19 protein-coding genes and 4 tRNA genes are annotated in these 20,494 nt (G+C 66.1%); 6 read left to right on the forward strand and 17 right to left on the reverse strand.

All coding sequences use genetic code 11. The annotated features are described in order from the left end of the window. Positions 1-37 precede the first annotated feature (37 nt). From ACR4XW_RS03040 to ACR4XW_RS03115, 16 genes are all read right to left on the reverse strand, one after another. Positions 38-3,892 (reverse strand): DNA-directed RNA polymerase subunit beta', encoded by a 3,855-nt coding sequence (locus tag ACR4XW_RS03040; protein ID WP_434759034.1) that lies wholly within the window; start codon positions 3,890-3,892, stop codon positions 38-40. Positions 3,893-3,957: 65 nt separating this feature from the next. Beyond that, a complete protein-coding gene (gene rpoB, locus ACR4XW_RS03045; protein WP_434759035.1) occupies positions 3,958-7,431 on the reverse strand; it encodes a DNA-directed RNA polymerase subunit beta in 3,474 nt (1,157 codons plus the stop codon). A gap of 207 nt (positions 7,432-7,638) precedes the next feature. Continuing rightward, positions 7,639-8,040, reverse strand: coding sequence for a 50S ribosomal protein L7/L12 (gene rplL, locus ACR4XW_RS03050; RefSeq protein WP_434759036.1), 402 nt, complete (start codon positions 8,038-8,040; stop codon positions 7,639-7,641). A 23-nt stretch (positions 8,041-8,063) separates the two neighbouring features. Further along, positions 8,064-8,693 carry a 50S ribosomal protein L10 gene (gene rplJ / locus ACR4XW_RS03055; RefSeq protein ID WP_434759037.1) on the reverse strand — a complete coding sequence of 210 codons (630 nt, stop codon included), beginning with the start codon at positions 8,691-8,693 and terminating at the stop codon, positions 8,064-8,066. A gap of 245 nt (positions 8,694-8,938) precedes the next feature. Beyond that, on the reverse strand, positions 8,939-9,643 hold the full coding sequence (rplA, locus tag ACR4XW_RS03060; protein ID WP_434759038.1) for a 50S ribosomal protein L1: 705 nt from the start codon (positions 9,641-9,643) through the stop codon (positions 8,939-8,941). Between the two features lie 89 nt (positions 9,644-9,732). Beyond that, positions 9,733-10,164, reverse strand: a complete 432-nt coding sequence (rplK, locus tag ACR4XW_RS03065; protein WP_434759039.1) for a 50S ribosomal protein L11 — start codon at positions 10,162-10,164, stop codon at positions 9,733-9,735. A gap of 64 nt (positions 10,165-10,228) precedes the next feature. After that, positions 10,229-11,089, reverse strand: a complete 861-nt coding sequence (gene nusG / locus ACR4XW_RS03070) for a transcription termination/antitermination protein NusG (RefSeq protein WP_434759397.1) — start codon at positions 11,087-11,089, stop codon at positions 10,229-10,231. A gap of 55 nt (positions 11,090-11,144) precedes the next feature. Next, positions 11,145-11,636: a preprotein translocase subunit SecE gene (secE, locus tag ACR4XW_RS03075; RefSeq protein WP_434759040.1), complete on the reverse strand. Its 492-nt coding sequence runs from the start codon at positions 11,634-11,636 to the stop codon at positions 11,145-11,147. A gap of 53 nt (positions 11,637-11,689) precedes the next feature. Next, positions 11,690-11,762, reverse strand: a tRNA-Trp gene (locus tag ACR4XW_RS03080). A gap of 126 nt (positions 11,763-11,888) precedes the next feature. Continuing rightward, positions 11,889-13,685, reverse strand: a complete 1,797-nt coding sequence (gene treZ / locus ACR4XW_RS03085) for a malto-oligosyltrehalose trehalohydrolase (RefSeq protein ID WP_434759041.1) — start codon at positions 13,683-13,685, stop codon at positions 11,889-11,891. Beyond that, on the reverse strand, positions 13,682-14,737 hold the full coding sequence (locus tag ACR4XW_RS03090; protein ID WP_434759042.1) for a UDP-N-acetylmuramate dehydrogenase: 1,056 nt from the start codon (positions 14,735-14,737) through the stop codon (positions 13,682-13,684). The genes treZ and ACR4XW_RS03090 overlap by 4 nt, the downstream gene beginning before the upstream one ends. Further along, on the reverse strand, positions 14,730-15,131 hold the full coding sequence (locus ACR4XW_RS03095) for a MaoC family dehydratase (RefSeq protein WP_434759043.1): 402 nt from the start codon (positions 15,129-15,131) through the stop codon (positions 14,730-14,732). Before ACR4XW_RS03095 ends, ACR4XW_RS03090 begins: the two co-directional genes overlap by 8 nt. Next, positions 15,128-15,553 carry an FAS1-like dehydratase domain-containing protein gene (locus ACR4XW_RS03100; protein WP_434759044.1) on the reverse strand — a complete coding sequence of 142 codons (426 nt, stop codon included), beginning with the start codon at positions 15,551-15,553 and terminating at the stop codon, positions 15,128-15,130. The genes ACR4XW_RS03095 and ACR4XW_RS03100 overlap by 4 nt, the downstream gene beginning before the upstream one ends. 70 nt (positions 15,554-15,623) lie before the next feature. Then, positions 15,624-15,791: a 50S ribosomal protein L33 gene (gene rpmG / locus ACR4XW_RS03105; protein WP_434759045.1), complete on the reverse strand. Its 168-nt coding sequence runs from the start codon at positions 15,789-15,791 to the stop codon at positions 15,624-15,626. A 36-nt stretch (positions 15,792-15,827) separates the two neighbouring features. Beyond that, positions 15,828-15,903, reverse strand: a tRNA-Met gene (locus ACR4XW_RS03110). A gap of 67 nt (positions 15,904-15,970) precedes the next feature. Further along, a tRNA-Thr gene (locus ACR4XW_RS03115) sits at positions 15,971-16,043 on the reverse strand. Between the two features lie 66 nt (positions 16,044-16,109). Between ACR4XW_RS03115 and ACR4XW_RS03120 the strand changes: the two genes are divergently transcribed. From ACR4XW_RS03120 to ACR4XW_RS03140, 5 genes are all read left to right on the forward strand, one after another. Next, positions 16,110-16,898 carry a universal stress protein gene (locus ACR4XW_RS03120; RefSeq protein ID WP_434759046.1) on the forward strand — a complete coding sequence of 263 codons (789 nt, stop codon included), beginning with the start codon at positions 16,110-16,112 and terminating at the stop codon, positions 16,896-16,898. 5 nt (positions 16,899-16,903) lie between these two features. After that, positions 16,904-17,395: a pyridoxamine 5'-phosphate oxidase family protein gene (locus ACR4XW_RS03125; RefSeq protein WP_434759047.1), complete on the forward strand. Its 492-nt coding sequence runs from the start codon at positions 16,904-16,906 to the stop codon at positions 17,393-17,395. After that, positions 17,388-18,263 (forward strand): sugar phosphate isomerase/epimerase family protein, encoded by an 876-nt coding sequence (locus ACR4XW_RS03130; RefSeq protein WP_434759048.1) that lies wholly within the window; start codon positions 17,388-17,390, stop codon positions 18,261-18,263. The genes ACR4XW_RS03125 and ACR4XW_RS03130 overlap by 8 nt, the downstream gene beginning before the upstream one ends. A 4-nt stretch (positions 18,264-18,267) precedes the next feature. Further along, a complete protein-coding gene (locus ACR4XW_RS03135; protein ID WP_434759049.1) occupies positions 18,268-18,882 on the forward strand; it encodes a class I SAM-dependent methyltransferase in 615 nt (204 codons plus the stop codon). 103 nt (positions 18,883-18,985) lie between these two features. Beyond that, positions 18,986-19,753, forward strand: a complete 768-nt coding sequence (locus ACR4XW_RS03140) for a hypothetical protein (protein ID WP_434759050.1) — start codon at positions 18,986-18,988, stop codon at positions 19,751-19,753. A gap of 41 nt (positions 19,754-19,794) precedes the next feature. Here ACR4XW_RS03140 and ACR4XW_RS03145 read toward each other — a convergent pair whose 3' ends face one another. Then, positions 19,795-20,283, reverse strand: coding sequence for a YajQ family cyclic di-GMP-binding protein (locus ACR4XW_RS03145; protein WP_434759051.1), 489 nt, complete (start codon positions 20,281-20,283; stop codon positions 19,795-19,797). A 115-nt stretch (positions 20,284-20,398) separates the two neighbouring features. On the opposite strand from ACR4XW_RS03145, the gene ACR4XW_RS03150 reads away from it, so the two are divergent. After that, positions 20,399-20,480, forward strand: a tRNA-Tyr gene (locus tag ACR4XW_RS03150). Positions 20,481-20,494 lie beyond the last annotated feature (14 nt).

The following is a 20,494-nucleotide window of genomic DNA, read 5'->3' on the forward strand; positions in this document are numbered from 1 at the left end:
TCCGGATCGGACGGGCCCCCTTCGTGTTCTCGGCTGATCAGCGGTAGTCGCTGCCCAGATCGAAGTCCTCCAACGGCACCGCAGCACCCGAACCGGTGCCGAAGTCGTAGTCGAAGGGGTCGTAGGTCATCGAGTACGCCTGAGCCTTGGCCTCAGCCGTCGGCTCCACCCGGATGTTGCGGTAGCGGTCCAGACCGGTACCGGCCGGGATCAGCTTGCCCAGGATCACGTTCTCCTTCAGGCCGACCAGCTTGTCGGACTTGCCGTGGATCGCGGCATCGGTGAGCACCTTGGTGGTCTCCTGGAAGGAGGCCGCCGAGAGCCACGAATCGGTGGCCAGCGATGCCTTGGTGATACCCATCAACACCGGACGACCGGCGGCCGGCTGACGACCCTCGGCGAGCGCCTCACGGTTCTGCGCCTCGTAGGTCGCCCGGTCGACCAGGTCACCGGGCAGCATGGTGGTGTCACCCGACTCGATCACGGTGATCCGGCGCAGCATCTGGCGAATGATGATCTCCAGGTGCTTGTCGTGGATCGGGGCGCCCTGGGTGCCGTACACCGCCTGCACCTCGTCCACCAGGTGCTGCTGCACCGCACGCAGACCGAGCACCCGCAGCACATCCTGCGGGTCGGGGGTACCGACCGCGAGCTGCTGACCGACGTCGACCGAGTCGCCGTCCTCGACCAGCAGGCGGGCGCGGCGGCCCACCGGGATCTCGATGTCGTCCGAGCCGTCGTTCGGGGTGATCACGACCTTGCGGGTGCGATCGGCCTCGTGGACGGTGATCCGGCCGGCGATCTCGGCGATCGGGGCCTTGCCCTTGGGCTGGCGGGCCTCGAACAGCTCGACCACACGCGGCAGACCCTGCGTGATGTCGTCACCGGCCACACCACCGGTGTGGAAGGTACGCATCGTCAGCTGGGTACCGGGCTCACCGATCGACTGCGCGGCGACGATACCGACGGCCTCACCGACGTCGACCAGCTTGCCGCTGGCCAGCGAACGGCCGTAGCACATCGCGCAGGTGCCCATCGTCGACTCACAGGTCAACACGCTGCGCACCTTCACCGAGGTGACCCCGGCGGCGATCAGCATCGCGATGTTCACATCACCCAGGTCGACACCGGCCGGCACCAGCACCTCGCCATTGGCGTCCACCGCATCGGTGGCCAGGGTGCGGGCGTAGACCGCGGTCTCGATCTTCTCGTCCGGCACCAGGGTGCCGTTCTCCTCGATCGCGATCGGCTTGGTCAGGCCGCGCTCGGTACCGCAATCCTCCTCGCGGATGATCACGTCCTGCGACACGTCCACCAGACGACGGGTCAGGTAACCCGAGTCGGCGGTACGCAGCGCGGTGTCGGCCTGGCCCTTACGGCCACCGTGGGTCGAGATGAAGTACTCGAGCACCGACAGGCCCTCACGGAAGTTGGCCTTGATCGGACGCGCGATGATCTCGCCCTTCGGGTTCACCACCAGGCCTCGCATGGCGGCGATCTGGCGCATCTGCACCATGTTTCCTCGGGCACCCGAGTTCACCATCATGAAGATCGGGTTGGTGCGCTCGAAGTTGCGCTCCATCGCATGACCCAGCTCGCTGGTCGCGGCGGTCCAGATCTCGATCAGTTCCTGGCGACGCTCTTCCTCGGTGATCAGACCACGCTCGTACTGCTTGTCGATCTTGGTGGCCCGGTTCTCGTAGCCGGCCAGGATCTCCGGCTTGTCCGGCGGGGTGGAGACGTCCGAGATGGACACGGTGACACCGGAGCGGGTGGCCCAGGTGAAGCCGATGTCCTTCAGGTTGTCCAGGGTGGCGGCGACCTCGACCTTGCGGTACCGCTCGGCCAGGTCGTTGATCAGGGCGCCGAGCTGCTTCTTGCCGACCTCGTTGTTCACGTAGGCGAAGTCGGCCGGCAGGGTCTCGTTGAACAGCGCCCGACCCAGGGTGGTCTCCAGCATCACGGTGCCGTCGGGGCGCAGTTCGACCTCGGCCGGCGGAACGATGTCGGTGAACCGGATCTTGATCTTGGCGTTGATCGCGATCTCGCCCAGGTCGAAGGCCATCTGGGCTTCGGCGGCGTCCCGGAAGACCCGTCCCTCACCCTTGGCGCCCTCGCGGATCATCGTCAGGAAGTAGTGCCCGATGATCATGTCCTGGGTCGGCAGGGTGACCGGACGCCCGTCGGCGGGCTTGAGGATGTTGTTGGTCGACAACATCAGGATCCGGGCCTCGGCCTGTGCCTCGGCGCTCAGCGGCAGGTGCACCGCCATCTGGTCACCGTCGAAGTCGGCGTTGAACGCGGTGCAGACCAGCGGGTGCAACTGGATCGCCTTACCCTCGATCAGCTGCGGTTCGAAGGCCTGAATACCGAGTCGGTGCAGGGTGGGGGCACGGTTCAGCAGCACGGGGTGTTCGGAGATGACCTCTTCGAGCACGTCCCACACCACCGGACGCTGGCGCTCCACCATCCGCTTGGCCGACTTGATGTTCTGGGCGTGATTGAGGTCGTCCAGCCGCTTCATCACGAACGGCTTGAACAACTCCAGGGCCATCGCCTTGGGCAGGCCACACTGGTGCAGCTTCAACTGCGGGCCGACCACGATGACCGAACGGCCCGAGTAGTCGACGCGCTTACCCAGCAGGTTCTGCCGGAAGCGGCCCTGCTTGCCCTTCAGCATGTCGGAGATCGACTTCAGCGGACGGTTGCCCGGGCCGGTCACCGGACGGCCGCGGCGGCCGTTGTCGAACAGCGAGTCGACGGCTTCCTGCAGCATCCGCTTCTCGTTGTTCACGATGATCTCGGGCGCACCGAGGTCGAGCAGACGCTTCAACCGGTTGTTGCGGTTGATCACCCGGCGGTACAGGTCGTTCAGGTCGGAGGTCGCGAAGCGGCCACCGTCCAACTGCACCATCGGACGCAGGTCCGGCGGGATCACCGGGACGCAGTCGAGCACCATGCCGGTCGGCGAGTTGCCGGTCTCGAGGAAGGCCGACACCACGTTCAGCCGCTTCAGGGCGCGGGTCTTGCGCTGGCCCTTGCCGGTCTGGATGGTGTGGCGCAGGCTCTCGGCCTCGGCCTGCAGGTCGAAGGTCTCCAGCCGGCGCTGAATCGCGGCGGCACCCATCGAGCCCGAGAAGTACTTGCCGAAGCGGTCCTTCATGGCGCGGTAGAGCACCTCGTCGCCCTCGAGGTCCTGCACCTTGAGCGACTTGAAGCGGTTCCACACCAGGTCGAGACGGTCGATCTCGCGGTTGGCGCGGTTGCGGATCTGCTGGGCCTCCCGCTCACCGCTGTCGCGCACCTTCTTGCGCGCGTCGGCCTTGGCGCCCTCTTCCTCGAGCCGGGCCAGATCTTCCTCGAGCTTCTTCAGCCGGGTCTCGACATCGGCATCGCGGCGGGCCTCGAGCTGCTGCTTCTCGACCTGAACCTTGCCCTCCAGCGACGACAGGTCGCGGTGGCGGGCGTCCTCGTCCACATCGGTGATCATGTACGCGGCGAAGTAAATGACCTTCTCGAGGTCCTTCGGGGCGATGTCGAGCAGGTAACCGAGCCGGCTGGGGACACCCTTGAAGTACCAGATGTGGGTGACCGGGGCGGCCAACTCGATGTGCCCCATCCGCTCGCGGCGCACGTTGGAGCGGGTGACCTCCACGCCACAGCGCTCACAGATGATGCCCTTGAAGCGCACCCGCTTGTACTTACCGCAGTAGCACTCCCAGTCCCGGGTCGGGCCGAAGATCTTCTCGCAGAACAGGCCGTCGCGTTCGGGCTTCAGGGTGCGGTAGTTGATCGTCTCCGGCTTCTTGACCTCACCGAAGGACCACTCGCGGATCTCGTTGGCAGTGGCCAGGCCGATCCGCAGTTCGTCGAAGTAGTTGACGTCGAGCACGTTGTTTTATCTCTCTCCCCGCCCCGCCAGGGGCGCTGTGATGTCGTCGTTGCTGGGCGAAGTACTCAGACTTCTTCCACTCCGGCCAATCCCTCACCGGGACGGCGAGAGAGTTCGATGCCGAATTCATCGGCAGCCCGGTAGTTGTCCTCCTCGGAGTCCTTCAACTCCAGCAACGTGCCGTCCGAAGACAGCACCTCGACGTTCAGACACAGGGACTTCATTTCCTTGACGAGAACCTTGAACGATTCGGGAATTCCCGGCTCGGGGATGTTCTCGCCCTTGACGACCGCCTCGTACACCTTGACGCGACCCGACACATCGTCCGACTTGATGGTGAGCAGCTCCTGCAGGGCCCAGGCCGCGCCGTAGGCCTCCAGTGCCCACACCTCCATCTCACCGAACCGCTGGCCACCGAACTGGGCCTTACCGCCCAGCGGCTGCTGGGTGATCATCGAGTACGGGCCGGTGGACCGGGCGTGGATCTTGTCGTCGACCAGGTGGTGCAGCTTCAGCATGTACATGTAGCCCACGCCGATCGGCTGCGGGTAGGGCTCACCGGAGCGGCCGTCGAACAGCCGCGCCTTGCCGGTCTGGTCCACCATCTGCAGACCGTCACGGTTCGGCAGGGTGTGGTTCAGCAGACCGCTGAGCTCCTCCTCGGTGGCACCGTCGAACACCGGGCTGGCGACCCGGGAGTCACCGGGCACCTGTTCCAGCCCGACCTCGCGGAGCCGGTCGGCCCAGTTCTCGGTGACATTGGTGATGTCCCAGCCGGTCTTGGCGACCCAGCCCAGATGCAACTCCAACACCTGTCCGACGTTCATCCGGCTCGGCACACCGAGCGGGTTCAGCACGATGTCGACCGGGGTGCCGTCCTCCAGGAAGGGCATGTCCTCCACCGGCAGCACCTTGGCGATGACGCCCTTGTTGCCGTGCCGGCCGGCGAGCTTGTCGCCGTCGGAGATCTTGCGCTTCTGGGCGACGTAGACCCGCACCAGCTGATTCACGCCCGGGGGCAGTTCGTCGCCCTCGTCGCGGTCGAACAGCCGGACGCCGATCACGGTGCCCGATTCGCCGTGCGGCACCTTCATCGAGGTGTCGCGCACCTCGCGGGCCTTCTCACCGAAGATGGCGCGCAGCAGGCGCTCCTCGGGGGTCAGCTCGGTTTCACCCTTCGGGGTCACCTTGCCGACCAGGATGTCGCCGGTGGTCACCTCGGCGCCGATCCGGATGATGCCGCGCTCGTCGAGGTTGGCCAGCATCTCGTCGGAGACGTTGGGGATGTCGCGGGTGATTTCCTCGGCACCCAGCTTGGTGTCGCGGGCGTCGACCTCGTGCTCCTCGATGTGGATCGAGGTGAGGACGTCGTCCTGCACCAGGCGCTGGCTGAGGATGATCGCGTCCTCGTAGTTGTGGCCTTCCCAGGGCATGAACGCCACCAGCAGGTTGCGGCCCAGCGCCATCTCGGCACCGTCGGTGCAGGGGCCGTCGGCCAGCGGGGTGCCCGGCTCGACCCGGTCGCCGACGCTGACCAGCGGACGCTGGTTGATGCAGGTGCCGGCGTTGGAGCGGCGGAACTTCTCCAGGCGGTAGCTCTGGTAGGTGCCGTCGTCGTTGGTGACGTCGATCATGTCGGCGCTCACCGAGGTGATCACACCGCTGCGGCTGGCCACCATCACGTCACCGGCGTCGACCGCGGAGCGGAACTCCATGCCGGTGCCGACGTAGGGGGCCTCGCTGCGGATCAACGGCACGGCCTGGCGCTGCATGTTCGAACCCATCAACGCACGCGAGGCGTCGTCGTGCTCCAGGAACGGAATCAGCGCGGTGGCCACCGACACCATCTGGCGCGGCGACACGTCCATGTAGTCCACCTCGGAGGCGGGAATGGTGTCGACCTCGCCGTAGCGCTTGCGCACCAGGACACGTTCCTCGGCGAACGAGCCGTCCTCGTTCAGCAGCGCGTTGGCCTGCGCGGTGACGTAGCGGTCCTCCACATCGGCGGTGAGGTAGTCGACCTGGTCGGTGACCACACCGTCGATGACCTTGCGGTACGGGGTCTCGATGAAACCGAAGGCGTTCACCCGGGCGAAGGACGCCAACGAGCCGATCAGGCCGATGTTGGGACCTTCCGGGGTTTCGATCGGGCACATCCGGCCGTAGTGCGAGGGGTGCACGTCACGGACTTCCATGCCCGCGCGATCGCGGGACAGACCGCCCGGGCCCAGGGCCGACAGGCGGCGCTTGTGGGTCAGACCCGCGAGCGGGTTGTTCTGGTCCATGAACTGCGACAACTGCGAGGTGCCGAAGAACTCCTTCAACGCCGCCACGACCGGACGGATGTTGATCAGGGTCTGCGGGGTGATCGCCTCGATGTCCTGGGTGGTCATCCGGTCGCGCACCACGCGCTCCATCCGGCCCAGGCCGGTGCGCAACTGGTTCTGGATCAGCTCGCCCACGGTGCGCAGGCGGCGGTTGCCGAAGTGGTCGATGTCGTCCTCTTCGACCAGCACGTCGCCCGGAAGCTCTTCCTGGCCGGCGTGCAGAGCCACCACGTACTTGATCGCCGCGGCGATGTCGTCGACGGTGAGCACCTGCTGATCGAAGGGCAGGTCCAGACCGAGCTTCTTGTTGATCTTGTAGCGGCCGACCTTGGCCAGGTCGTAGCGCTTCTCGTTGAAGTAGTAGTTGTTCAACAGGGTCTGCGCGGCCTCACGGGTCGGCGGCTCACCCGGGCGCAGCTTGCGGTAGATGTCCAGCAGCGCCTCGTCCTGGTTCTGCGGGCCGTCCTTCTCCAGGGTCTGGCGGATCGACTCGTACTCGCCGAACTCCTCGAGGATCTGCTCCTCGGTCCAGCCCAGGGCCTTCAGCAGCACGGTGACGCTCTGCTTGCGCTTGCGGTCGAGGCGGACGCCGACCTGGTCGCGCTTGTCGACCTCGAACTCCAGCCAGGCACCCCGCGAGGGGATGATCTTGCAGGTGTAGATGTCCTTGTCGGAGGTCTTGTCGGGGGTTTCCTCGAAGTAGACACCCGGGGAACGCACCAACTGCGACACCACGACTCGTTCGGTGCCATTGATGATGAAGGTGCCCTTGGGGGTCATCAGCGGGAAGTCGCCCATGAACACCGTCTGCGACTTGATCTCGCCGGTGTCGTTGTTCATGAACTCCGCGGTGACGAACAGCGGCGCCGAGTAGGTGGCGTCACGGTCCTTGCACTCGTCGACGGTGTATTTCGGCGCTTCGAAGCGGTGGTCGCGCAACGAGAGCGACATGGTTTCGGAGAAATCCTCGATCGGGGAGATCTCGTCGAAGATCTCCTCCAGACCGGACTTGAAGTTCACATCGGTCCGCCCCTGTTCCTGGGCTTCGGCGACGCGCGCCTGCCAGGACTCGCTGCCGATCAGCCAGTCGAAGGAGTTGACTTGCAAATCGAGCAGGTGGGGTACTTCCATGGGCTCGTTGATCTTCGCGAACGAGATCCGACCCGTGGGGGAAACGACGTTATTGTTCGAGGCAGTGCGCGAGGCGGCCAACAGTTTGGTCCTTCCGGGGCTCGCAATCTTTTGTGCAGCATGAACGACCCGTGTCAAAACGGGCCACTGATTGCATGTTGAGGCAACAATACACATTAGCCGCGAGCGCAGCGGCGTGCAAGTTGGGAACGAACGATGGCGGGTCCGACTGTATCGGACCCGCCATCGCGGGGTACGGCTCGAGCCGAGGCGGCTCGGCCGCGGTGATCACTTCAGGGTGACGGTGCCACCGGCGCCCTCGAGGGCTTCCTTGGCCTTCTCGGCGTCTTCCTTCTTGACCTTCTCCAGGACCGGCTTCGGGGCGTTCTCGACGAGCTCCTTGGCCTCCTTGAGGCCGAGGCTGGTGAGAGCGCGCACCTCCTTGATGACCTGGATCTTCTTGTCGCCGGCCGACTCGAGGATCACGTCGACCTCGTCCGAACCGGTGTCGCCACCGTCGGCGTCGTCGCCACCAGCGGCCGGGGCAGCGCCCGGAGCAGCGGCCACGGCCACCGGAGCAGCAGCGGAAACACCGAAGGTCTCCTCGAACTGCTTCACGAACTCGGAGAGCTCGATGAGGGTCATTTCCTTGAAAGCGTCCAGCAACTCGTCAGTGCTCAGCTTCGCCATGTCAGGCGTCCTTTCTTACGTTCTTACTCGGTGTCCGCGGCAGCGTCGGCTGCCTCGGGGGCCGACTCTTCGGCCTCGGGGGTCGGTTCCTGGGCCTGCTCCGCGGCAGGGGCACCGGCCCCGGCGATGAGCGAGGGGTTCTCGTTGGCCGCGGACTCCAGCGCACCCAGGCCACGGGCGGCCTGTGCGAGCGGAGCGGCGAACAGCGAAACGGCGCCCTGCAGTGCAGACTGCATGCCACCGGCGAGCTTCGCGAGCAGAACCTCACGAGACTCGAGATCGGCCAACTTCTTGACCGCATCGGCGTCGAGGGTCCGACCCTCCATGACACCGCCCTTGAGCACCAGGAATGGGTTGGCCTTGGCAAAGTTACGCATGCTCTTGGCAACGGCGGCCACATCGCCCTTGATGAAGGCAATGGCCGTCGGGCCGACGAACATCTCGTCGAGACCCTCGATTCCCGCCTCGGCGGCGGCAAGCTTGGTCAGCGTGTTCTTTGCCACGGCGTAGGTGGCGTCCTCACCGAGAGTGCGGCGCAGCTCCATGAGCTCCGCCACGGTGAGTCCGCGGTACTCGGTCAGCACGGCCGCGTCCGAGTTGATGAATTGCTCCTTCAACTCGGCGACGGTTGCTGCCTTGTCCGGCCTCGCCATGGTTCTCCTTCCTTCGGGTTGCACCGAGATCACCCGACACGAAAAAAGCCCCGGCGCAGGAGCGCACAGGGCTTGTGGGGGCTTTCGTCCCCTCGTCCGTGTTACACACCTGCGCAGGCGCCCTCTCGGGCCTTAAGACGAGATCCGTGGATTTCGTCACCGGCGGTCTTCGGCAAGCGACAACATTAGGCCATCTCCCGCGCCGGCACCAAATCGGCGCCCGGCGCGGGACAACGGCGGGAGGCTCAGGCCTCGTCTTCCTTCTTCTGCTTGGCGGGATCGACACCCACACCGACGCCCATGGTCGAGGACACGGTGATCTTGCGGATGTACTTGCCCTTGGCCGAGGCCGGCTTCAACCGCATGACTTCATCGAGGGCGGCGTAGTAGTTCTCGGCGAGCTGCTCGCCGGTGAACGAGGCCTTGCCGATGATGAAGTGCAGGTTGGAGTGCCGGTCGACGCGGAACTCGATCTTGCCGCCCTTGATGTCGGACACGGCCTTGGCCACGTCCGGGGTGACGGTGCCGGTCTTCGGGTTGGGCATCAGGCCGCGGGGGCCGAGCACCCGGCCCAGCCGGCCGACCTTGCCCATCAGGTCGGGGGTGGCGACGACGGCGTCGAAGTCCAGGTAGCCACCGGAGACCTTCTCGATCAGATCGTCGGCGCCCACCTCGTCGGCGCCGGCGGCCTTGGCCGCCTCGGCCTTCTCACCGGTGGCGAAGACGAGGACCCGTGCCGTCTTGCCGGTACCGTGCGGAAGGTTGACGGTGCCACGCACCATCTGATCGGCCTTGCGGGGGTCGACGCCCAACCGCATCGCCACGTCGACGGTTTCGTCGAACTTGGCCGAGGAGCCGTCCTTGATCAGCTTGATCGCTTCGGACGGGTTGTACAGGTGGTCGGCGTCCCGCTTCTCGTTGGCCGCGTTCCAGGCTTTGCTGCGCTTCATGACTGGTTTCCTTCTTCGTTGTTGACCAGGTGTGGTGCGGGCCGCGCCGGCCCTCCCACGGTTACGGGGATGATTCCCCGGCGTCGAGGTCAGCCCTCGACGGTGACACCCATCGAACGCGCGGTGCCGGCCACGATCTGCATCGCGGACTCGACGTCGTTGGCGTTCAGGTCGGGCATCTTGGTGGTGGCGATCTCACGCACCTGCTCGGAGGTGATCTTGCCGACCTTGTCCTTGTTCGGCGCGCCGGAGCCCTTCTTCAGGCCGGCGGCCTTCTTGATCAGTTCGGCTGCGGGCGGGGTCTTGGTGATGAAGGTGAAGGTGCGATCTTCGTAGATCGTGATCTCCACCGGAATCACGTTGCCGCGCATGGATTCGGTGGCCGCGTTGTAGGCCTTGCAGAATTCCATGATGTTGACGCCGTGCGGGCCGAGGGCGGTACCCACCGGCGGGGCCGGCGTCGCGGACGCAGCTTGCAGGGCAACCTTGACGAGGGCTGCCACCTTCTTCTTGGGAGGCATGGATTCGGGTCCTTGCTGGTTACGGGGCCCGGGTCTGATCGACCGGGCCGGATCGGGTTTTCCCTCAGACGACCTTTTGGATCTGTGGGAAGGTGAGATCCACCGGCGTTTCACGGCCGAGGATTTCGACCAGCGCCTTGAGTCGCTGGTTGTTCACATTGATCTCGGTGATCGTGGCGTGCACCCCGGCGAACGGGCCGTCCACCACCATGACCGAGTCGCCCACGGCGTAGTCGGCGACTTCCACCTTCTTGGGCTTCTTCTTACCGCCTTCGGCCTTGGTCGCTGCTGCGATCACCGACGGCGCAAGCATGTTCTCCACCTCGTCCAGGGTCAGCGGCACCGGATCGGTGGCGTTGCCGACGAACCCGGTCACCGAGGGGGTGTGCCGCACCGTCGACCACGACTCGTCGGTCAGGTCCATGCGCACCAGCACGTAGCCGGGCAGGTAGGTGCGGGTCACGAGCTTCTTGGACGAGTCCTTGCGGATCTCGATGACATCCTCGGTGGGTACGACACACTCGAAGATGTAGTCCTCCATGTTCATCGAGGTGGCGCGCTGCATCAGGTTCTGACGCACCTTGTTCTCCATCCCCGAATGGGTGTGGATCACGAACCAGTCGCCGAACTTGCTGCGCAACTCCTCGCGCAAGGCTTCCAGCGCGGCGGCCTCGACGTCGGTTTCACCGGCCTCATCCTCATCGTCGGACTCGGCGGGCTCTTCGTCGGCCTCATCGGCGGGCATGCCCAGATCGATCTCCGGTTCGGCCGGTGCGTCGTCACCGAGCGCCCCCAGGTCGATCGACACCTCGTCCTCGCCGGAGCCCTCCTCGGGGGTCCAGTCACCGAGGTCGATACCGGTCTCGTCATCGGACGACGACTCGACGGCACCGAGATCGATCTCGATGTCGTCACCGGCGTCCATCGCCTGGTTGGAGTCGTTATCTGACACGTTTTCCTCTCGTGGGACTTGTTTCGCTTCAGCCGAACAGACGGGTGACACCCATCCCGAACAACAGGTCGAGCACGGTCACCACCGCAATGATGAAGGCGACGAACACCAGCACGACCACGAAGTAGCCGCGCACCTGCTCGCCGGTCGGCCAGACGACCTTCTTCAGTTCGTCCACCGACTGGCCGACGAACTCGACCGGTCCGGTGCGCTTGTCCTCCTCCGCCGGGCGGTGCTTCTGCCGCGGAGTCGGTGCCGACTTCTTGCGCGGTGCCGAGGGGCGGCGACTTTCGGCGGCCGCGGCGGTTGCCTCGGCCAGCACCTCGTTGTCCTCGGAAGCGTCGTAACCCTCGTCGGGCTGTTCCACATCGGGAACACCGTCGTAGTCGGCGTCGATCTCACCGGCTGCGTCAACCTCGGGGTCGGGCAGGTCGGCCGCCAGGTCGCGTCCCTCGGGGGTCTCGGCAGCTTCATTGGACAGGTCGTCGTCCCGGCTCGGGTCGCGCTTGTCGTCAGCCACTCAGGTTCCTCCGGTCGGCGCTCACTGCGGCGCGGTTTGACACACACTCTTCGCACGGCAAGAGGGACTCGAACCCCCAACCTTCGGTTTTGGAGACCGATGCTCTGCCAGTTGAGCTATTGCCGTTGGGCGATGGGCCCCAGTATCCTCGTCGGCGCCAAACAGGCACGTCGGCACACTGGTGAACTCACCAAGACAGGGATTCTATGTCGCGGGCCCGTCGCTTGTCGAACCGAGCCCGGACGCGACCGCTCAGCTCGGGTAGTGCGTGTCGTGCAGGTGCACCACCAGCGACGAGTACGGCCCGAGGTGGACGTGGGTGTCGGTGACCACCGCTTCGCCGGTGCTGAGCAGCACATCACCGGCCGCCTCGAGTTCCATGTCGGTGGGGTCGGCGCCGAAGTTGACCGCGATCGAGATCGCCTCACCGCGTTCGACGACCAGCCATTCGTCACCGGGCTCCCCCGACCCGTGCCGCACCGCCACCCCGTCGAAACGGGGGTCGGTCAGGTCGGCATGGCTGCGGCGCAGGTCGAGCAGCTTGCGGTTCAGGTCCAACAGCCAGCGGTGCGGTTCCTCCTCGGCCTCGTCCCAGTTCAGGATCGAACCGGTGAAGGTGGCCGGATCCTGCGGGTCGGGCACGCTGGCGGGGTCCCAATCCATCTTGGCGAACTCGGCGAACCGGCCCTGGCTGACCGAGGCGGCGAGTTCCTCCTCCGGGTGCGAGGTGAAGAACATCCACGGGGTGGTGGCACCCCATTCCTCGCCCATGAAGATCATCGGGGTGCCCGGGTTGAGCAGGGTGAGCACCGCGGCCAGGGCGAGCTGCCGGGTGGTCAGCATCGAGCCCAGCCGGGCCCCGTCGGCCCGGTTGCCGATCTGGTCGTGGTTGTCCGAACACACCACCAGCCGCCAGGTCGGGGTGCGCGGGGTGTCGAGTCGGCGGCCGTGCCGTCGACCCCGGAAGGTCGACACCGTGCCGTCGTGGAAGTAGCCGTTCTCCAGCACCTTGCCCAGCGCGTCGAGGGAGGCGAAGTCGGCGTAGTAGCCGGTGTTGGACCGGGTCAGGTTCGCCACCAGCGCGTGATGGAAGTCGTCGCTCCACTGGGCCGCCAGGCCGTAGCCGCCGGCCTCGCGCGGGGTGATCAGCCGGGGGTTGTTCAGATCGGATTCGGCGATCAGGGTGAGCGGGCGGCCCAGGTGCACGCTGAGGGCGTCCACCTCGATGGCCAGTTCCTCCAGGATGTCGATCGCGGTCGAGTCGACGAAGGCGTGCACCGCGTCCAGCCGCAGCCCGTCCACGTGGTAGTCGCGCAGCCACATCAGGGCGTTGTCGATCACATAGCGGCGCACCTCGTCCGAATCGGGGCCGTCGAGGTTGATCGGGGTCCCCCAGGGGGTGTCCATACCCTCTTTGAGGTACGGGCCGAAGCGCGGCAGATAGTTGCCGGACGGGCCGAGGTGGTTGTAGACCACGTCCTGCAGCACGGCCAGACCGCGCTGGTGACAGGCGTCGACGAACCGTTGGTAGGCCGCGGGCCCACCGTAGGGTTCGTGCACCGCGAACCAGTCGACCCCGTCGTAGCCCCAACCGTGGTGGCCGTTGAAGGCGTTCACCGGCATCAGTTCGACGAAGTCGATACCGAGTTCGGCCAGGTGGTCGAGGTGTTCGATGGCGGCGTCCAGGGTGCCTTCGGCGGTGAAGGTGCCGACGTGCATTTCGTAGATCACGCCACCGGCGAGCTGCCGGCCGGTCCAGTCGTCGTCACCCCATTGGTAGTGGGTGTGGTCGAAGGTGCGGGTCAGCCCATGCACCCCGTGCGGTTGCCGGCGCGAGCGCGGGTCGGGCAGCGGGTTCTCGTCGTCGTCGAGCAGGTAGCCGTAGTCGACCTCGCCGAAGCGGATCTGCTCGGGCAGGTCGTCGGCCGGGTGCCACAGCCCGTCGTCGCGCAGCTCCATCGGGTACCGCTCGCCCTCGGCGAGCAGGGTGACGCGCTGGGGATTGGGAGCCCAGACGCGGAAGTCGTTGGGGCGGGGGTTGTCACTCACAGTTCGCATCCGATCAGCACCGGTTCGGGTACCAGGGTGATGCCGTACCGTTCGGCGACCCCGGCCCGCACGGTACGGGCCAGGTCGAGAAGGTCACGGGCGCGGGCATTGCCGCGGTTGGTCAGGGCCAGGACATGTTTGGTGGACAGTCCGGCGGCCGCGTCGTCGGTGACGCGGAAACCTTTGTGGAAGCCGGCGTGGTCGATCAGCCACGCCGCGCTGGTCTTGACCCGGCCGTCCGGTTGCGCGAACCGGGGTGCCCCTTCGGGCAGGTCGGCGGCCTGCTCGGCGGAGATGATCGGGTTGGTGAAGAAGGAGCCGGCGCTCCAGGTGTCGTGGTCGGCCGCGTCCAGCACCATGCCCTTGCCGCGCCGCAGACCCAGCACGGCCTCGCGCACCGGGCCGATCGGTACCCGGTCGCCGGGGTTGACGCCCAGGGTGCGGGCCAGTTCGGCGTAGCGGATCGGGCCGCCGAGGTCACCGATCCGCAGTTGGAAGCCGACGGTGAGCACCACCCAGCGGTTCGGTTCGCGCTTGAACAGCGAGTCGCGGTACCCGAACCGGCAGTCGGCGTTGGCGAAGGTGTGGATCTGCCCGGTCTTGCGGTCCCAGGTGCGTACCTGGGTGATGGTCTGGGACACCTCTGCCCCGTAAGCGCCGACGTTCTGGATTGGGGTGGCCCCGACCAGGCCGGGGATGCCGGACAGGGTTTCCAGCCCGCTCCATTCCGATTCGACGGTGTGGGCGACGAAGGCGTCCCAGGGTTCGCCGGCGGCGACGGTGAGCAGCGCTCCCCCGCAGGCGGCGTCCCCACGCGGGGGCACGTTGGAGTTGATGCCGCGGGTGGCGATCCGCACCACGCGTCCGTCGAATCCGTCGTCGCCGATCAGCAGGTTCGATCCGCCGCCGATCAGCAGCACCGGGGTGCCGGCCTCGTCGGCCTCGCGTACCGCGGTGATCAACTCGTCCTCGGTGGTGGCGGTGACGAACTCGGTGGCGGTGCCCCCGACCCGCAGGGTGGTCAGGTCGGCCAGAGCGGGGCCGTCAGCCATGGGACAACTCCGCACGTGCGGCGGTGAGGATCTTCTCCCCGGCACTGATCACTTCCAGGCCGACGGTGATCGCATCGTCGTCGACCGCGGTGACCTTGCCGGTGATGGTCAGTTCGACCCCTTCGTCGGTGTCGGGCACCACGACCGGACGGGCGAAGCGGGTCTGGTAGCTGCGCACCCGGGCCGGGTCGCCGGCCCAGTCGGTGACCACGCGCAGGGCCAGGCCCATGGTCAACATGCCGTGGGCGAGCACCCCGGGCATACCCAGGGCGGTGGCGAAGCGGTCGGACCAGTGGATCGGGTTGAAGTCGCCGGAGGCCCCGGCGTAGCGCACCAGGTCGGCGCGGGTGAGGGTGACGGTCAGGGCGGGCAGTTCGTCGCCGACGGCGGTCATGCGTTCTCCTCCCCCGAATGCAGCAGGGTGGCGTTGACGGTTGCCACGGCCTCACCGGCGTGGTCGCGCAACAACACCTCGGTGCCGATCATGTCGGCGCCACCGCGGTTGCGGACGCTGGTGATGGTCAGGGTCGCGGTGATCTCGTCGCCCACCCGGATCGGCCGGACGAAGCTGAACTTCTGATCGGCGTGCAGGATGCGGTGCAGCGCCAGGCCGAGTTCGGCGTCGTCGAAGAGGGCCTGCCAGGCGGCGGAGCTGATCACGAAGGCGAAGGTGGGCGGGGCCACCGCGTCCGGGCCGTGGTAGGCGGAGTCTCGCTCGCCCAGGGCGGTGGCGAACTCCTCGATCTTGGCCTGTCCGACGGGGTAAGCAGGGGTGGGCGGGTAGCTGCGCCCCACGTGCTCGGCGGTAATCGGCATGGTGGTCAGGTTAGCCGCAAAAGGCCGCCCACTGTTTTCAGTGGACGGCCTCGGCGGTGAGAAAGCTCAGTCAGCGGGTCTCGCGGTGCGCGGTGTGCGAATGGCAGCGCGGGCAGAACTTCTTCATCTCCAGCCGATCCGGGTTGTTGCGCCGGTTCTTGCGGGTGATGTAGTTCCGCTCCTTGCACTCGGTGCAAGCCATCGTGATCTTGGGCCGCACGTCAGATTGCTTGGCCATTTTCCGTCCTTCATCCGTCGAGCTCTTGGTGGGTGTTGGTAGCGGGAACGGGACTCGAACCCGTGACACAACGATTATGAGCCGTTTGCTCTACCGCCTGAGCTATCCCGCCTTGGTTCGACCACCAGTAATCCAACTGGCTCGGATCCCGGGCGCGGTGGCCCGGGGATCGAACTCAGAGCCCCCATGCGGAATCGAACCGCAGACCTTCTCCTTACCATGGAGACGCTCTGCCTACTGAGCTATAGGGGCGTGCCGACGCATAAAGGTACACGACCTTGTGCCCGATTGCCAAAGCGGCTGGCTAAGGTGGTTGACATGCCAGTACAGCCCACACCAGCCGATGCTCTGATCGTCGGATACGACGGCTCCCCGACCGCCGAACTCGCACTGGAGTGGGCCGCCGCGATGGCCGTCCATCAGCAGCGGGAACTGCACATCATGGCCGTCCGTGAATCCCGCAACGCCCCCGATCGAACCCCCGAGGCCCTGGCCACGGTGCGTGAGGCACATCCGGAGATCAACGTCTCGGCATCGGCGCCGGTCGGCAATGCGCGCTATCACTTGGTGCACGCGGCCGACACGGCTGCCTGCGTGGTGTTGGGCAACCGGGGCCGCAGTCGCTGGCAGGCCGCCCTGTTGGGCACGGTGTCGCTGTCGGTGGCGATGCATGCCCATTGCCCGGTGGTGATCATTCACAAGCGCGACACGGTCGTATCGCCCCCGATGAGACTGTTGGTCGGCGTGGACGGTTCGGCCACCAGCGTCGCCGCTGCCCGCTTCGCCGTGGAGATCGCACCCAATGGTGCCGAGGTGCGGGTGGTGATGGCCTGGCCGACCGCGGCCACCGCCGAGCAGATCCCCCCGGCGGCCCAGGAAATCCTGGACCGGGTGGAACTCGACGAACCCGAAGGCGTGACCATCACCAAGGAGGCCCTGGCCGGTCATCCGGTCGATGTGCTGACCTCGCTGGCGAAGAATGCCGACCTGTTGGTGATGGGTCGGCGCGGCAACGAGGGCTTCACCGGGTTCCACATGGGTTCGACCGCCCAGCACGCGCTGTATGAGACTCCTTGCCCCATCGCGATGCTTCCTCAGCAAGACTGAGAGGCATGTCACAGCACACCGATTCGTCCAGCAACCTGTCTCCGCAACGGCGCGGCCAGCGCATCGCGATGCCGCCCGAGGCGCTCAACGAATACCTGACCACCCAGCGCACCTGCCGGGTCGCCAGCGTGGACAAGGACGGTCATCCGAACGTTTCGCCGCTGTGGTTCCTGTGGTTCGACGACGCCCTGTGGCTGTATTCGCTGACCCGCAGCCAGCGGTGGACGAACCTGATGCGCGATCCGCGGGTGGCGATCGTGGTCGACGACGGTGAGGCCTACACCGAACTGCGCGGGGTGGAGATTCGCGGCACCGCCGAAGCGGTCGGCCCCAGCCCCCGTCCCCGGGATGCCGAACTGCCCGAGCTGGCCGGGTTGGAGCAGGCCTTCGCCGACAAGTACTCCGGCGGCCAGGTCGGCCACGACGGCCGGCACGGCTGGCTGAAGATCACTCCCAGCAAGATCACCAGCTGGGACTTCACCCGCATGGGTGGCTGACCCGGTGGCCGAACAGCCGGTACTGGAACTGAACTGGGGCACGATCAGATCGGCGGGTGTCGCCGACCTGTTCGACATCGCCGCCGGTACCGGCTTCGAGTCGGTCACCATCACCGCATGGAAGTACCGCGAGGCCCTGGCCGCCGGCACAAGCCGTGACGAACTGATCGCCCGGCATCGGGCGTCCGGGGTGGCGATCGGATATCTCGATGGTGCGGTCCGCGGGTTACCGGGCATGGCGGACGAGGAAGGCGCCCTGAAATCGAGCCTCGAGGAGGCCTTCCGGCTCGCCGAGGACTTCGGGATCCGCACCTTCAACGTCACGCACTTCGGAGGTGCGGTCGATGTCGACCGGAACCGGCTGGCAGATGCGGTCGGTGAGATGACGGCGCGCGCCGCGACCGAGGGCATCTCGATCGTCTTCGAGTTCATCCCCGGCACCGGCGTGCCGGACCTGGCCAGCGGTGTGCGGCTCGTGCAGCAGGTCGGTGCCGCCAACCTCAGTCTGCTGTTCGACACCTGGCACCACTGGCGCTCCGGGGGTCGGTTGGCCGATCTCGAAGCACTCGACCCGTCCCTGATCGGGGCCTGCCAGCTTGCCGACATGCCGGCCGACCGCGTCGACACCTTCCGTGCCGATGACCCGGAAGCCGCCGAACGCAATGCCCGGATGTACCGGCCGATGACCGGACGGCTGTTGCCGGGCGACGGGGTGTTGCCGCTGACCGAGGTGTGCGCCTGGTTCGCCACCCACCGTCCCGAACTTCCGTGGGGTGCCGAGGTGTTCAGCGCCGATCTGGACGCGATGGCTCCCGAGGATGCCGCGGCGGCGACGTATCGGTCGTTGCTGGAGCTCGCCGTACCGTAGGCGCATGGAAACAGCAGACCGGCCGTGGAATCTGAACATCCACTTCGACCGGTTGCTGAGTGATCTCGTTGACCCGGGCAGCCGGGTTCTCGATGTCGGCTGCGGCGATGGATTCCTGAGCGCCCGGTTGGCCGAGTCAGGCTGCCGGGTGGTCGGGCTGGACAGCGATGCCGACGTGTTGGATCGCGCCCGGCAACGCTTCGGCAGCCACGACATCGCATGGGTGCACGGCGACCTGCTGACCTGCGACCTCACGGACGAGAGCTTCGATGCCGTGCTGTCCAACGCGACCCTGCATCACCTACCCGATACCGCCGAAGGCCTGCGCCGGATGAAGCGACTGACGCGACCGGGTGGACGGATCGGGGTGGTCGGCTTCGCCCGCAATGGGCTGCTCGACTGGCCGAGGTCGCTGGTCGGCGCGCTGGGCATGGCGATCATCAACCGGGTGCGGGGGCAGTGGACCCACACCGCTCCCATGGTTACCGAACTACCGCTGACCTACGGCGAGATGCGCAGGCTGTCGCAAGCGGTGCTCCCCGGTCGGCGGTTCCGCAAACTGTGGTTGGGCCGCTATTGGCTGGCCTATCGAAAACCGGTGTCCGACCACGCAGGCTGATCAGATGGAAGTAGGAACCCACGACAAATGCTCAGTCCACGTGCGGTCAGTCGAGGTGGGGCTTGGCAATTCACACGGCGCGTGACAAGGCAGAATCTGATTCATGCCGATCAAGAGATACACCGTGCATGATCTTCCTGAACGGAGAGTTCACCCACGAGCGGCGCCGGGGCACCAACACCTTCAAGTTGCTCACGCGACTCTTTCCGGGGTTTTCGAGAGCCTTCATGTGGTTCGTCAAGCGGCGGCCGACAAGGACGCGCGCGGCCGGCTCCGTGATCCAGAGGTTGATCTCCTTCGATCGGCCCTGATTCTGGCAGGCGCTGGTCTTGACGCTGTCATAAGGAGGCTCGCCCGTGATGCTTTGCCGAATTTGCTTGCCGTGGGATCGCCCCAGACGGCCGCCCACCGAGCATTCAAAGAGCAGATTAGAGGCGAAGTCCGAGACAAGTCCCCCTCGGATTCATGGACGCGAGCCATCCTTGCTGATGACCCGAGACAGGCCATGATCGATGTCTACGTCAGAGAGCGGACTCAAGGCAGTCTCCAGTCCGAGAAGGACCTCAAACGGATACGCCAAGCACTCGGAATCACCGATACCGTGATTCCGGACGACCGGATTGCAGAGCTGCGCCCATTCCTCACAGCCCGAAATCAAGTTGCGCATGACCTCGATATCAAGGATCCCGGAGACGAGACCTGGGGGCCCCGCTACTCGCGAACCGTGACCACGGTAGTCAAGCAGTGCAACTTGGCGCTGAGCCTGTCCGACTCCTTTGTCGTCGCCGTTTCAGATGCGCTCGGCGGACCACCCGCGCTGGGGCGGCCCCGCAAAAGGGCGTCCCAAGAGACCGGCCCACTCAACCGCTGAGTTTCAGCCGATGTGAAGTTCTGATGAGCGTGGCGGCACGGCTAGCGATAGTTCGTGTACTGCACCGCGAAGTCGTAGTCCTGATCGTTGATCAGCTTCTGCACGGCCTGCAGGGCGTCGCGCGACTTCGAGCTGACCCGCAGCTCGTCGCCCTGGATCTGGGCCTTGACGCCCTTGGGCCCCTCGTCGCGGATCAGCTTGGAGATCTTCTTCGCGTTCTCGGTGGAGATGCCTTCCTTGGTGGAGGCGGTGATCTTCCACAACTTGCCCGACGAGCGCGGGTCGCCGGCGTCCAGAGCCTTCAGGCTCACCCCGCGGCGCACCAACTTCGACTGGAAGACATCGAGCACGGCCTTGACCTTGTCCTCGGAGTCGGCCTGCATTTCGATCAGGTCGCCCGACCATTCGATGCCCGCGTCGGTGCCCTTGAAGTCGAACCGCTGCCGGACCTCCTTGGCCGCCTGATTCAGGGCGTTGTCGACTTCCTGCCGATCCACCTTGCTGACCACGTCGAATGAGCTGTCCGCCATCTGTCCCCTCCTGAAGTCGCTGTCGGCCCATCATGCCAGCAGATCGCACCTTTTCGATTGGCTCTCGGAGCCGCGATTCGCTAAAGTTCTTCTTCGTCGCCGAGCCCGGCGACACGGCAGCTTGCCCGAGCGGCCAAAGGGAGCGGTCTGTAAAACCGTCGGCTTCGCCTTCGTTGGTTCGAATCCAACAGCTGCCACCCACGAGCGGCCC

It is taken from the genome of Pseudenemella bisphenolivorans, from assembly GCF_051133435.1.
Lineage (GTDB): Bacteria > Actinomycetota > Actinomycetes > Propionibacteriales > Propionibacteriaceae > JAAYAO01.